This window comes from Billgrantia campisalis (assembly GCF_022341425.1).
In the GTDB taxonomy this organism is placed as follows: Bacteria; Pseudomonadota; Gammaproteobacteria; order Pseudomonadales; family Halomonadaceae; genus Halomonas; species Halomonas campisalis.
Genome location: NZ_JABFUC010000019.1, coordinates 1 through 13,226, shown reverse-complemented (window position 1 = coordinate 13,226; position 13,226 = coordinate 1). Strand labels below are relative to the sequence as shown.

The following is a 13,226-nucleotide window of genomic DNA, read 5'->3' as shown; positions in this document are numbered from 1 at the left end:
ACCTTCGCCATCCATGGCGAAGGACCTCCCCTTTGGCCTGTCCCCGGCGCCCCTGGTTCTTGGCGTGCTATGCATCATCGCGATTGTTAGCTGAACAGAGCTCTCAGCTCTGCTGGCTCCAGGCCGCGCAGGTCGGCGTGCTCGGCGCTGCCCACCAGCGGCAGCAGCTCGGCCAGGGTGGCCAGCGCAATGGCGTAGGGCGTCTTGTCGCCGCTCTTGCGCTTGTTGCCATTCGCGCCGCTTACCCTGCCGATCGGGCAGCGCACCTGCTCCAGGGTCGCCTCATCAAAGCCGGCATCGCGTAGCCGCGAGCGGAAGCTGGCCCACTTGCTGTGCGATCCGATCAGCCCGATGGAGGCCATGTCGCCGCGGCTCAGCAGGGCGTCGACTAGGGCGCGATCCTCGGCGTGGTCGTGGGTCAGCACCAGGGCGTGGGCGTCGGGCGGCAGCGCAGCCACGGCGGCCTCGGGGTCGGGGCTTGGCCGACATTCGAGCCGGGGCTGATGGCCGGCCCACGCCGGGAAGGCAGCGTCGCGGCTGTCATGCCACAGCACTCGCCAGGGCAGCGGGGCGGCCAGTCGCACCAGCTCGGTGCCGACGTGGCCGGCGCCGAAGATCGCCAGGGTGGTCTGACTACCGGGGAAGACCTCGATCAGCAGGTTGACGTAGCCGCCGCAGCACTGGCCACTGCGCCCGCCCAGGGGGAAGGCCTCCAGGCTCATTCCTGTCTCGCCGCGGGCCAGGCGACCGCGGGCCAGGGCAATGGTCTGCCACTCGAAGGTGCCGCCGCCCAGGGTGTCGAACACTTCCCGTTCGGTGATCACCATCCGCGCCCCGGGTTCCCGGGGCGTGGAGCCGGTGCTGGTCACCTGGGTGGCCAGGGCGTGGGGCAGCCCCTCACGCTGCAGGCGGTGCAGGGCCCCATGCCAGCTCTCCGGACGCTGGGCCGGTTGGCTGCCGCGCTCCATCAGGCGTCCCCCTGTTCCAGCGGCCAGGGGTGGTACTTGGTGCGCAGGGCCTCGGCGGCCAGCAGCACCCGCTCCGGGGTGGCCGGGGTGTCCAGCGCCGGGGCCTCGGCGTAATCGGCCAGGCTCGCCAGGGCGTCGCGTAGCGCCGACCACACCGACATGCCGAGCATGAAGGGCGGCTCGCCCACCGCCTTGGAGCGGTAGATGCTGGCCATGGAGTTGGGGTGGCCCTCCATCAGGGCGACGTTGAACACCGGCGGCAGGTCGCCGTAGGTGGGAATCTTGTAGGTGGCCGGGCCGTCGGAGATCAGCCGGCCGGCCTCGTTCCACTTGAGCTCCTCGCTGGTCAGCCAGCCCATGCCCTGGATGAAGCCGCCCTCCACCTGACCGATATCGATGGCCGGATTCAGCGAGTCGCCCACGTCGTGGAGGATGTCGACCCGGTCGACCTGGTACTCGCCGGTGAGGGTGTCGACGCTGACCTCGGAGACCGCAGCGCCGAAGGCGTAGTAGTAGAAGGGGCGGCCCTGGCCGACGTTGCGGTCGTAGTGGATCAGCGGCGTGGCGTAGAAGCCCTTCTCGGAGAGCGAGATGCGGTTGAGATAGGCCTCCTGGACCAGCTCGCCCCAGGGAATGCGCCGCTCGCTCTCACCGTGGCCCGCCACCAGCTGGCCGCCTTCCAGGCGCATATCGTCACGATCGAGCCCCTGGTCCCGGTAGAGGTGCTCGTGGGCGAAGTCGAACAGGCGCTGCTTGAGCTTGACGCAGGCGTCGCGGGCCGCCTGGCCGTTGAGGTCGGCGCCGCTGGAGGCCGCGGTGGGCGAGGTGTTGGGCACCTTGTCGGTGCGCGTGGCGGTGATGCGCACCTCGTCGGGGTCGAGGCCCAGCTCGCGGGCCACCACCTGGCAGATCTTGGTGTGCAGCCCCTGGCCCATCTCGGTGCCGCCGTGGTTGATCATCACGCTGCCGTCGGTATAGACGTGCAGCAGCGCACCCGCCTGATTGAGGTGCTTGGCGGTGAAGGAGATGCCGAACTTCACCGGGGTCAGCGCCAGGCCGCGCTTGATGATCGGGCTCTCGGCATTGAATTCGGTGATGGTGCGGCGCCGCGCCCAGTAGTCGCTGCTGGTCTCGAGCCGCTCGACGAGTTCGCGCAGCAGACCGATCTGATCCACCCGCTGGCCGTAGTGGGTGGTCTGGCGGCCGGGGCGATAGAAGTTGCGCTTGCGCACCGTCAGCGGGTCTTCGCCGATGCGCCGGGCGATATCGTCCATGGCCGCCTCGATCACCATCATGCCCTGGGGGCCGCCGAAGCCGCGGAAGGCGGTGTTGGAGGCGGTGTGGGTCCGGGCACGGTGGCCGGTCACCCGGGCCTCGCCCAGGGAGTAGGCGTTGTCGCTGTGGAACATGGCGCGGTCGACGATGGCATCGGACAGATCCGGCGAGTAGCCGCAGTCGCCGATCACGGTGATTTCGCCGCCCTGGATCACGCCCGCCGCGTCGACGCCCAGGCGATAGCGGTTGTGGAAGGGGTGGCGCTTGCCGGTAACGCGCATGTCGTCGGCGCGGGGCAGGCAGACGCGGGCGCCGCGTCCGGTGCGTCGACAGATCAGGGCGGCGATGCAGGCCCAGGGCGAGGCCTGGGTCTCCTTGCCGCCGAAGCCGCCGCCCATGCGGCGCACTTCCACGGTCACCGCATGGAAGGGGATGCCCAGCACTTCGGCGACCAGCTTCTGGGTCTCGCTGGGGTGCTGGTTGGAGGTGTGAACGATGACGCCTTCGTCCTCGGTGGGCAGGACCAGGCAGGCCTGGCCCTCCAGGTAGAAGTGCTCCTGGCCGCCGACGAACTGCTCGGCCTCGACCAGGTGGGCGGCCCCGGCCAGCGCCTGCTCCCAGTCGCCGCTCTGCTGGACATGGGTGGGGCGCACGAACTCGCCGCGCTCGGCGGCGGCGACGGGATCCAGGCTCGGGGCGTCTGCCTCGATCTCGGCGATCTCGGCCACCACGGCGGGGCTCGTCGCCTCGCGAGCGGCGCGCTGGGTCTCGGCGGCCACGGCAAAGAGCACCTGGCCGACGTAGCTGATCTCGTCGTCGACGAAGATGGGGTCGCCCGGGAACACCGGGCCGATGTCGGTGTGTCCCGGGACATCGCCGATGGCGATCACATCGACCACCCCGGGCATCGCCCGCACCCTGTCGAGGTCGAGCCCCTTGAGCCGGCCGTGGGCGACGGGGGAGAGGCCCAGGGTCACATGCAGGGTGTCGGCCGGCGCCTTGAGGTCGTCGATATAGGCGGCGCGGCCGGTGACGTGCTTGATCGCGCTCTCGTGGGCGCGGGCGTTCGGGCCTGTGACCGCGGGGCCCAGGGTGTCGCGGGCGAGGGGGCCGTCGCCCTTGATGCGCCCCTCCTGCTCCAGCCGGGCCTTGGCGGAATCGGTGCTGACGTCGGCGGTGGCGCCGGTCATCTTGTCGAGCTTAGTGAGCGTACGCATGAAGCATGACCTCCCCCGGGGCGTGGGTTTCTTGCTGTGCCAGGACCAGCCGCAGGCGCTCCAGCAGGTTGGCGGCGGACAGCTGGCGATAGTGGGCGCTGCCGCGGACATCCGTCATCGGCTGGAAGTCCTGCTGCAGGGCCAGCCGGGCGGCCTGAAAGGCGGCCGGCGAGGGGGGCTGCCCCTCCAGCGCGGCTTCGGCCTGGGCGGCGCGCTGAGGCGTGGCGGCCATTCCGCCGAAGGCCAGGCGCACGTCGCGCAGTACCCCGGCCTCGTGCTTCCAGCTGAAGGCGGCCAGCACCGCGGAAATATCGTCCTCTCGACGCTTGGACAGCTTCCATACCTTGAGGGTTTGCCCGTCCTCCAGGCGAGGCAGGAAGATGGCGTGGATGACTTCGCCCTCGCCCAGGGCGGTCTGCTTGTAGTCGAGGAAGAAGTCGTCCAGCGGGATCTCGCGTTCGCGCACTCCATGACCGTCATCGGGGCCGGCTAGCCTAAGCCGCGCGCCCAGCGCGAGCAGCACCGGCGGGGTGTCGCCGATCGGCGAGGCGTTGGCGATGTTGCCGCCCAGGGTGCCACGGTTGCGCACTTGGGCCGAGCCCAGGCGGTGCAGCAGGTGGGCGAAAGGCTCGAGGTGTGTCTCGAGCAGCGGCTCGAGGCGGGAGTAGGACACGGCAGCGCCGATCCACCAGCCCTGGCGGCCGTCCTCCAGGCAGGCTTCGTCGATGGCGTTGAGCTCGGCGACCCGGGTAACGTCGATGACTCGCGTAAAGCGCGCCAGTCGCTGGGTGATGTCAAGCCACAGGTCGGTGCCGCCGGCGACGATGGGCGCCTGGGGGTGGCGCCCACGCGCCTCGATCAGCTCGGCCAGGGTGGCGGGCTGCACAAAGGCGGCATCGCTGTCGTCGGCCACCTGGGGGGCGGCGGCATCGACCCCGAGGTCCAGCCAGTCGGGACGCCGATGGGGGTAGTCGTGCATGGAGAGTGCGGCGTCGCGGATCGGCCGATAGCCGGTGCAGCGGCACAGGTTGCCGCCAAGGGCGGCCTCCAGGCGCTGCGGGGTCAGCGGCGCCGGGGCTTGCCGCTGCGCTTCATGGAGGGTGAACAGCGACATCACGATGCCGGGGGTGCAGAAGCCGCACTGGCTGGCATGGCACTCGACCATGGCCGCCTGAGCCGGATGCAGGGCCTCGCCGTCGGCGAGTCCGTCAACGGTGACCAGGTGGCGGCCGTTGAGCTGATGGGCGGGAGTGATGCAGGCATTGGCGCTGTGGTAGCGCAGCTGGCCATCGGGGCCGGGCTCGCCGATGGCCACGGTGCAGGCGCCGCAGTCGCCGGAGGCGCAGCCCTCCTTGGTGCCGGTGCTGCCGAGGGTGTCGCGCAGCAGCTCCAGCACGCTGGTATCGGGCGTAGCGCTGCACTGCTGCGGCTTCCCGTTGAGCTTGAAGTTGATCATCGCCGTGTCTCTGTCGCCTGTTGCTTATTGTAGATGGATGGCAGATAGCGGATGCCGCCATGAGGTTGACCATGTGGTCAGGATGTACTCAGCATGGGTCAGAGTGTCGCACTTTGCAAGCCCCGGGCTGGCGATTTGTGCGAATACCGTTGGGCTGTCGCCGGCATGGCGCTGCGGGCACACCTCGGAGGATTTGCAGGTCGCGGCGGGCTGGGGCACTCTTTGCAGTCCGACACATTCAGGGCGGGGAGCCTGTTGATGCCACAAACGCCAAGCCCGGAGAAACCGCGTACGCGAATCGCCAGTGTCAGCAACGGCGCCACCCGTGAGCGCAACGAGCGCGAGATTCTGACGGCCGCCGAGCGGGTGTTCGCTGCCCACGGCTATCGTGGGGCCAGCGTGCAGGCCATTGCGGAAGCGGCGGGGCTGCCGAAGTCCAATGTGCTCTACTACATGGGCAGCAAGCGCGGCCTCTATGTTCGCCTGCTCGAGCGCATGATGGCGCGCTGGAATGCGCTGCTTGACGATATCAGCGTGGACGATGACCCGGCCGAGGTGCTGGAGGCTTTTATCCGCAGCAAGATGGAGCTGTCGCGCCGTCATCCGGAAGGTTCACGGCTGTTCGCCGCCGAGATCCTCGGCGGCGCCCCCTTCCTGCAGGACTACCTGAGCGGGGAACTGCGGACCTGGGTGGAGGAGCGCGCGCGAATCTTCGAGCAGTGGGCCGAGCGCGGGCTGATGGACCCGGTGGACCCCGTCTGGCTGATCTTCCTGATCTGGTCGGCCACCCAGCACTACGCCGACTTCGAAGCCCAGGTGCTCGGCATCACCGGCAGGGACGAGATCACTGACGCCGACGTGGAGCGGATCACCGCCTTCCTGACCCAGGTGATCCTCAAGGGGTGTGGGGTCAGGCCTCCCGCGGCAGCGCCAGACTGATCACCACGGTCGCGACGAGCATGGCGCTGGAGACCCAGAGGGTGGCGACGAGCCCGCCGGTGAGATAGAGCCAGCCGGAGAGCAGGGTGCCGATCAGCCGCCCCATGGCGTTGGCCATGTAGTAGAAGCCCACGTCCAGCGAGACCCCGTCCGAGCGCGCCATGCGCACGATCAGAAAGCTGTGCAGGCTGGAGTTCACCGCGAAGATCGCGCCGAAGAGCATAAGCCCCCCGAGCAGCACGATGTGTGGTTGAACCTCCAGGAGGAGCGCGATCAGCGCCGGCAGGGCGGCGAGTGCCGCGGCCCAGGCGATGGCGGACCCGCGCCCCGCGGCCTGTCCGGTGATCCGCGGCGCCACCGCCTGCACCGCGCCGTAGCCGATCACCCACAGGGCCAGAAAGCCCCCCACTCGCCAGCTGTTCCAGCCGAACTGGGTGGCCAAGAACACCGGCAGGGCCACCACGAACCAGACGTCCCTGGCACCGAACAGGCACATCCGCGCCGCCGAAAGGATATTGATGGCGCGGCTCTTGGAGAGGATCTCGCGAAACTTCGGCTTGGCCTTGGCCCGGCCCAGGTCGGCGTCGAGGCGCAAGAGCGAGAGCCCGAGCACGCCGGCGAGCATCACCGCCATGGCGAGAATCGCCCCCTGGAAGCCGATCAGCGTCAGCAGGAGTCCTCCCAGGAAGAAGCCCACTCCTTTGAGGGCGTTCTTGGAGCCGGTGAGTAGCGCCACCCAGCGGTAGAGCGACTGATGGCCGGCGTCACCGGCCGGCACCAGGGTCTTGATGGCGCTCTTGGCGCTCATCTTGTTCAGATCCTTGGCGATGCCCGAAAGCGCCTGGGCGGCCATCACCCAGGGTACGCTGAGCCAGGCCACCGGCACCAGCAGCATGGCAAGCGCCACCACCTGCAGGCCGAGCCCCAGGTTCATGGTGCGGTTGAGGCCCAGCCGGGCGCCCAGCCAGCCCCCTACCAGGTTGGTCACCACGCCGAAGAACTCGTAGAAGAGAAACAGCAGCGCCACCTCCAGCGCCGAATAGCCCAGGCTGTGGAAGTAGAGCACCACCAGCATGCGCAGGGCGCCGTCGGTCAGGGTGAAGGCCCAGTAGTTGCCGGTGACCAGCAGGTACTGGCGGATCTCTCGGGGCAGGGCGGCGACGCGGGCGATCATGCGTCGGCCTTACCCACCTTGGCGGCCAGCTCCGCGGTGCGGCAGGCGTAGCCGTACTCGTTGTCGTACCAGGCGTAGAGCTTCACCTGGGTGCCGGCCACCACCATGGTGGAGAGGGCATCGACGATGGAGCTGCGCGGGTCGCTGCGGTAGTCGATGGAGACCAGCGGGCGCGCCTCATAGCCAAGAATGCCGGCGAGCTCGCCCTCGGCGGCCTCCTGGAGCAGGGCGTTGACCTCCGCCTCTGTGGTCTCGCGGGCCACCTCGAAGACCATATCGGTGAGCGAGGCGTTGGCCAGCGGCACCCGCACGGCGTGGCCGTTGAGCTTGCCGGTGAGCTCCGGAAAGATGGCGGTGATCGCCTTGGCCGAGCCGGTGGTCGTCGGAATCAGGCTCATCCCGCAGGCCCGGGCGCGCCTGAGGTCCTGATGCGGAGCGTCCAGGATGGTCTGGGTGTTGGTGATATCGTGGATGGTGGTCATGGAGCCGTGGCGGATGCCGATCTTCTCATGGATCACCTTGACCACCGGGGCCAGGCAGTTGGTGGTGCAGCTCGCCGCGGTCACGATGCGGTGCTCGGCGGGGTCGAAGAGGTGATCGTTGACGCCGACCACCAGGTTGAGCACGCCCTCGTCCTTCACCGGGGCGCTGACCACCACCCGCTTGACCCCCTGGTCCAGGTAGGCCTGGAGTTTCTCGGTGGTCTTGATCTTGCCCGAGGCCTCGATCACCACGTCGCAGCCGGACCAGTCGGTGTCTTCGATCTCGCGGTTGGCACTGAAGGCCAGGCGCTGGCCGGCGACGACCAGGGCGTCGTCGGTGGCCGTGATATCATCGCCGTCGCCCGTCCACTGGCCATGCACCGAGTCGAACTGCAGCAGGTGGGCGAAGGTGGCGGCGTCGCCGCCCGGATCGTTGATCTGCACGAACGCGAGGTCCGGGTTCGTCCAGCCGGCGCGCAGGGCCAGGCGGCCGATGCGACCGAAGCCGTTGATGCCGATACGTATCGTCATGGGATAGCTCCTAGTGTTCGATGGAATGCCTGTTTGGCAGGGGGACGGTTCGATAGGGTGACGTGGAATATGTGGCGAATCGTATATGAAACCGTATGACAGTTCGATGACAACGGGCCTGCCCATCGAGGCACGACTCGACGCCCTCCAGGCGGCGCTTGGCTCTCACGCCCGCGCCCTGCTGGTGGCCGAGCCCGGCGCCGGCAAGACCACCCGGGTGCCGCTGGCGCTGCTCGAGGCGCCCTGGGCCCGCGAGGGCAAACTGCTGCTGCTCGAGCCGCGGCGGGTGGCGGCGCGGCTGGCCGCCGGTTTCATGGCCGAGAGTCTCGGCGAAAAGGTGGGGGAGCGCGTCGGCTATCGGATGCGCGGCGAGAGCCGGGTGGGCCCGGCGACGCGCCTGGAAGTGGTGACCCAGGGGGTGCTGACCCGGATGCTCCAGGATGACCCGCTGCTGGAGGGGGTGGCCGGGGTGATCTTCGACGAGTTCCACGAGCGCAGCCTGGAGGCGGACCTCGGCCTTGCCCTGGCCCTGGATGCCCAGTCGGTGCGCGACGACCTGCGTTTGCTGGTGATGTCGGCCACCCTGGACGTCGAGGCCCTGCTCGGGGTGCTGGGCGACGACACCCCGGTGATCGACTGCCCGGGGCGCAGCTATCCCGTCGAGACCCGCTACCGCTCGCTGAATGCCCGCGATGACGGCGCGGTCCAGCAGGCCCGGGCGCTGCTCGAGGCCATGCAGGCGCAGGAAGGGGACGCCCTGGTGATCCTCCCCGGGGTTGGGGAGATCCGCCGCCTGGCCCGGGAGCTGGCTGGTCGGGCGCCGGACCTGGTCGTCATGGAACTGCACGGCCGCCTGCCCCTGGCGGCGCAGCGCCGCGCCCTGCGCCCCGACCCGGACGGGCGGCGCCGGGCGGTACTGGCCACCGCCATCGCCGAGTCCAGTGTCACGGTGGACGGCGTGCGGCTGGTGATGGACGCCGGGCATCAGCGCGTGGCGGTGTTCCAGCCGCGTACCGGCCTTACCCGTCTGGAGACCCGCCGGGTCAACCGTGCCAGCGCCGACCAGCGCCGCGGCCGCGCCGGTCGCCAGGGCCCCGGCCTCTGCCTGCGGCTGTGGGCCGAGGAGCAGCCGCTGATTCCCCACGGCGAGCCGGAGATCCGCCAGGCGGATCTCGCCCCGCTGGCCTTCGAGCTGGCCCGCTGGGGCATTGTAGAGCCTGAGGCACTGGCCTGGGTGACCCCGCCACCCGCCGCGGCGCTTTCGGTAGCCCGCGAGCTGTTACGGCGCCTGGGGCTGCTCGATGACGCCTGCCATTTGACCGAGCTGGGCCGTGCCGCCACCCGCTGGCCTACCCACCCGCGGCTGGCGGTGATGCTCGAGCGTGCGGCCGAACTCGGCGCCAGGCCCCTGGCCTGTGCCCTGGTTGCCGCGCTGGAGGGTCGCGATCTGGATGACGAGCGTGACCTGGAGCGGGCGCTTCAGGCGCGCCTGAAGGCTCCCGACGCCCATCGCCAGTGGCAGCGGGATGCCCGGCAGCTGGCGCGCATTGCCGGCGTCAAGCTGGAGGTGACGGGCCTGGCGCCGCTGGGGGCGCTGCTGGCGCTGGCCTATCCTGAGCGCATCGCCCAGCGTCTGGAGGCACCGGGGCGCTTCCGCCTGGCATCCGGTGGGCTGGCCACCTTGCCCGAGAGCCACCCCCTGGCCCATGCCGAGCTACTGGTGGCGGCCGAGCTCGACGGGGAGGCCAGCGGTGCGCGGATCTTCCGCGCGGCGGCGCTCTCGGCCGAGCGCCTCGAAGCGCTCTATCCCGGGATCCGAGAGTGGCAGCCAAGGCTCGAGTGGTCCGAAGCGCAGGGCCGCCTGGTCGGCGAGCGGGTGCGCGGCCTGGGCGCGGTGGTGCTGGAGCGCAAGCCCCTCGCCGAACTGCCGGCCGAGGCGGTCCGGGCGGCCCTGCTCGAGGCGCTGCGCCGGCGTGGCCTGCCACAAGACGACGCCCTGATCCAGCTGCGCGGTCGGTTGGCGCTGCTGCGCCGCGCGCTGGGCGAGGCGTGGCCTGACTGGTCAGAGGCCGCGCTGCTGGACACCCTGGATGACTGGCTGGGTCCGCATCTGGATGGCATCACCCGGCTCGACGCCGTGGAGCGCCTGCCGATGGCGCGCTTTCTACTCGATGGCCTCGACTGGCCGCTACGCTCACGGCTCGATGCCCTGGCACCGATGCGCCTGGCGGTGCCCAGCGGCGCCAGCCATCGGGTGGACTATGCGCCTTGTCTCGAGGGCAAGCCGCCGGTGCTGGCGGTGAAGCTGCAGGAGTGCTTCGGCTGGCAGGCCTCCCCCCGGGTCGCAGACGGGCGAGAGGCGGTGCTGCTGCACCTGCTCTCGCCGGCCCGGAGCCCGCTGCAGGTCACCGCCGACCTGGCCAGTTTCTGGGCGAGCGGCTACCCGGAAGTACGCAAGGAGATGCGCGGCCGCTACCCCAAGCACCCCTGGCCGGAAGACCCCGTCACCGCCGAGGCCACCGCCCGCACCAAGCGGCGCGGGTAGGAATGGCACTGGCGTCTGGTCTGCCTATGCTGGGTGGTATAGTGGGAAGATGGTCTAACGGGAGCTTAGAAGGTCGAAATGTCGGATATGAAACCATCCTATACGAGGATCAAAGACTACTTGATTGAGCAGATTGAGGAAGGAACGTTTGCTCCGGGTGATCGGATTCCCGCTGAAAATGCGTTGGCCAAGAGCTTTGGCGTGAGCCGTATGACAGCCAATAAGGCGATCCGTGACCTGGTTAACAACGGGCTATTGATGCGGCGTACGGGTTCCGGCACCTATGTGGTGGAACGCAAGGCCGAGTCCTCTCTATTCGAGATCAAGAATATTGCTGATGAAATCGCTACTCGAGGAGGGAAGCATAGTAGTGAGGTGATCCGCTTGGAGGAGGTCAATGCTCCCGAGGATGTGGCCATTTTTCTCGGTGTGCGTACCGGATCGAGTGTGTTTTATTCGGAGATTGTGCACCGAGAAGATGGGGTCAAGATCCAGTTGGAGCGGCGTCATGTAAATCCTAAGCTGGCCCCGGACTATTTGCAGCAGGACTTTGAGAGGCATACGCCCAATGCGATTCTGGTGGCACGCTATCCTGTCACTGACGTAGAGCATTCGGTTGAGGCGGTTCTGCCCAGCCCACATGAAGCTGCGTTACTGGATATTACCGAAGGTGAGGCCTGTCTGAAAGTGATTCGACGCAGCTGGTCTGGTGAGCTGCTGATCAGCTATACGCAGCTGTTACACCCGGGATCTCGCTATAGGCTGAATGCCAGGGTGAATGTCAGTCACCTTTAGTCAGACAGGCATGGCAACACAAGAAAAAGGCCACCCATAAGGGTGGCCTTTGCTGTTTTAACCGGCGTTAGCCCGTGAGGAAAAGGACGAGATAACCGGCCGGGATGGCCAGGAACAGGCCGATAGCGGTGCGAATAAACCAGACCGCCAGCAGTTGCGGAATGGAAATGGGAATGTTGGTGGAAAGAATGCAGGGAATCGACGCCGAGAAGAACAGGATCGAGGAGATCGACACGATGGCGGTGGCGAAGCGGGCCACGAAGGAGGCCTCGGTCATCTGCAGCGCTGGCAGGAACAGCTCGGCGAGCCCCGAGGCGGTGGCCTGAGCCAGCATCAGGCCGTCATCGAGCCCCCAGGGCAGCACGAAGGGGTAGAGGGCATAGCCGAGCCAGTCGAACACCGGGGTATAGGTGGCCACCAGCAGGCCGATCAACCCTACCGACATGATCGAGGGCAGGATGCTCATGGCCATTAGCAGTCCCTCGCGTCCGTTATTCAGCATGTTGCGAGGCAAGCCAGGCGCACGATGGGCAGCCTCTAATCCGGCATGGAATGCGCTACTCAGGCGCTCCCCCCGAGGAACTGTCGGCTCAGGGTTGGCGGCGTCAGTGCTCATGCGACTGATTGGCGGGATACGGGCGGTAATGGCAGTGATCAGGAAGGTGATCAGCAGGGTCAGCCAGAAGTAGTGCAGCCAGACATGCATGATGTTCAGGGTGTTCGCCACCACGATCATGAAGGTCACCGAGGCCGTGGAGAAGCCGGTGGCGACAATGGCCGCCTCGCGGTTGGAGTACATGCCACTGGTATAGACCCGATTGGTGATCAGCAGGCCAATGGAGTAGCTGCCGACGAAGGAGGCCACCGCATCGATGGCGGAGCGACCCGGTGTCTTCCAAAGCGGGCGCATTAGCGGCTGGCAGATCACTCCAACCAGTTCCAGGAGTCCGTAGGTGGTGAGCAGGGCCAGGAAGATGGCGCCGATGGGTACGATCAGGCTGACCGGCACCACCAGCTTGTCGAGCAGGAAGGGCAACTTGTCGGGTTCATGCAGCAGGGCAGGCCCGGCACCGCTTATGGCCATCACCATGAAGACCACCCCGGCCACCTTGAGCAGGGTAAACACCAGGTTGGTGGTGCTGCGCCGCCAACTGCCGGTGATAAAGGGGTAGAGGGCACCGGCGGTAATCACGGCCAAGGCGTACCAGGGAGCCCAGTCACCCAGCAGGCCGATGCAGTAGCGCACGAGGTGATCCAGGAGGATGGTGGAGCGCCCGGCAATTTCGATGGGTACGAAGAAGAAGAGAATGCCGATGCCGCTGGGAATCACCAGCTTCATCAGGTTCCACCAGCTGCTTTTTCTGTTCTTGGGATATTCCGCCAGTTTTTCCATGGGGGCTTCCACCGTCGTGTTGTTGTCCGAAGGGCTACTTGTATATACAGCATTGACAAGGTTTGGCGATTTCCATCCCTTCGGCAAATAGACTTTAGTCTATCAATTTCGCCAATAATATTTTTTTTATAGATGAAAAACAATATCTTATCTAATATTGGGGCGGTTCGGAAATTTTCTCCTCTTGACGCTACCTCGTGGAATGGTCGATATCTGTATATACAGATTGTGCGGCTGTCTTGGCTGCACCCGTCCGGCCACAAGAACGAGGATGCCTTCATGACCCAGTATCAGCCCATCGACCGTGACCCGCGTCACGACCCGTCCCGCAAGATCGCCGCCCCCACCGGCACCGAGCTCAGCTGCAAGAGCTGGCTCACCGAGGCGCCGCTGCGCATGCTGATGAACAACCTCCACCCGGACGTGGCCGAGCGCCCCGAGGACCTGGTGG

The 13,226-nt window shown here is 67.4% G+C and carries 10 protein-coding genes; 4 read left to right on the top strand and 6 right to left on the bottom strand.

Translation table 11 applies throughout. The features are described from left to right. Positions 1–86: 86 nt before the first annotated feature. Genes xdhC through xdhA form a run of 3 tightly spaced genes read right to left on the bottom strand, consistent with a single transcriptional unit; the run spans position 87 to position 4,916 of the window. A complete protein-coding gene (gene xdhC, locus HOP52_RS17955; RefSeq protein WP_238978850.1) occupies positions 87–968 on the bottom strand; it encodes a xanthine dehydrogenase accessory protein XdhC in 882 nt (293 codons plus the stop codon). Beyond that, positions 968–3,460 carry a xanthine dehydrogenase molybdopterin binding subunit gene (xdhB, locus tag HOP52_RS17950; protein WP_238978848.1) on the bottom strand — a complete coding sequence of 831 codons (2,493 nt, stop codon included), beginning with the start codon at positions 3,458–3,460 and terminating at the stop codon, positions 968–970. The genes xdhC and xdhB overlap by 1 nt, the downstream gene beginning before the upstream one ends. Further along, the gene (gene xdhA / locus HOP52_RS17945) at positions 3,444–4,916 is read right to left on the bottom strand and encodes a xanthine dehydrogenase small subunit (protein ID WP_238978847.1); all 1,473 of its coding nucleotides are present in this window, start codon (positions 4,914–4,916) and stop codon (positions 3,444–3,446) included. Before xdhA ends, xdhB begins: the two co-directional genes overlap by 17 nt. Positions 4,917–5,174: 258 nt before the next feature. On the opposite strand from xdhA, the gene HOP52_RS17940 reads away from it, so the two are divergent. Then, positions 5,175–5,855, top strand: a complete 681-nt coding sequence (locus HOP52_RS17940) for a TetR/AcrR family transcriptional regulator (protein WP_238978846.1) — start codon at positions 5,175–5,177, stop codon at positions 5,853–5,855. Here HOP52_RS17940 and arsJ read toward each other — a convergent pair. Further along, positions 5,827–7,029 carry an organoarsenical effux MFS transporter ArsJ gene (gene arsJ / locus HOP52_RS17935; RefSeq protein WP_238978845.1) on the bottom strand — a complete coding sequence of 401 codons (1,203 nt, stop codon included), beginning with the start codon at positions 7,027–7,029 and terminating at the stop codon, positions 5,827–5,829. The two genes, HOP52_RS17940 and arsJ, sit on opposite strands and share 29 nt — an antisense overlap. Then, on the bottom strand, positions 7,026–8,042 hold the full coding sequence (locus HOP52_RS17930) for an ArsJ-associated glyceraldehyde-3-phosphate dehydrogenase (RefSeq protein WP_238978843.1): 1,017 nt from the start codon (positions 8,040–8,042) through the stop codon (positions 7,026–7,028). Before HOP52_RS17930 ends, arsJ begins: the two co-directional genes overlap by 4 nt. A 106-nt stretch (positions 8,043–8,148) precedes the next feature. Here HOP52_RS17930 and hrpB point away from each other — a divergent pair, with 106 nt between their 5' ends. Together hrpB and hutC are read left to right on the top strand one after the other, a co-directional pair. Further along, on the top strand, positions 8,149–10,587 hold the full coding sequence (hrpB, locus tag HOP52_RS17925; protein WP_238978841.1) for an ATP-dependent helicase HrpB: 2,439 nt from the start codon (positions 8,149–8,151) through the stop codon (positions 10,585–10,587). 78 nt (positions 10,588–10,665) lie between these two features. Next, a complete protein-coding gene (gene hutC / locus HOP52_RS17920) occupies positions 10,666–11,382 on the top strand; it encodes a histidine utilization repressor (RefSeq protein ID WP_238978840.1) in 717 nt (238 codons plus the stop codon). Positions 11,383–11,449: 67 nt separating this feature from the next. Here hutC and HOP52_RS17915 read toward each other — a convergent pair whose 3' ends face one another. Beyond that, positions 11,450–12,775: a YjiH family protein gene (locus HOP52_RS17915; RefSeq protein WP_238978839.1), complete on the bottom strand. Its 1,326-nt coding sequence runs from the start codon at positions 12,773–12,775 to the stop codon at positions 11,450–11,452. A gap of 279 nt (positions 12,776–13,054) precedes the next feature. Between HOP52_RS17915 and HOP52_RS19670 the strand changes: the two genes are divergently transcribed. Further along, positions 13,055–13,226, top strand: a 172-nt coding sequence (locus tag HOP52_RS19670) for a hypothetical protein (RefSeq protein WP_275298284.1), incomplete at its 3' end; no start/stop codon positions are given.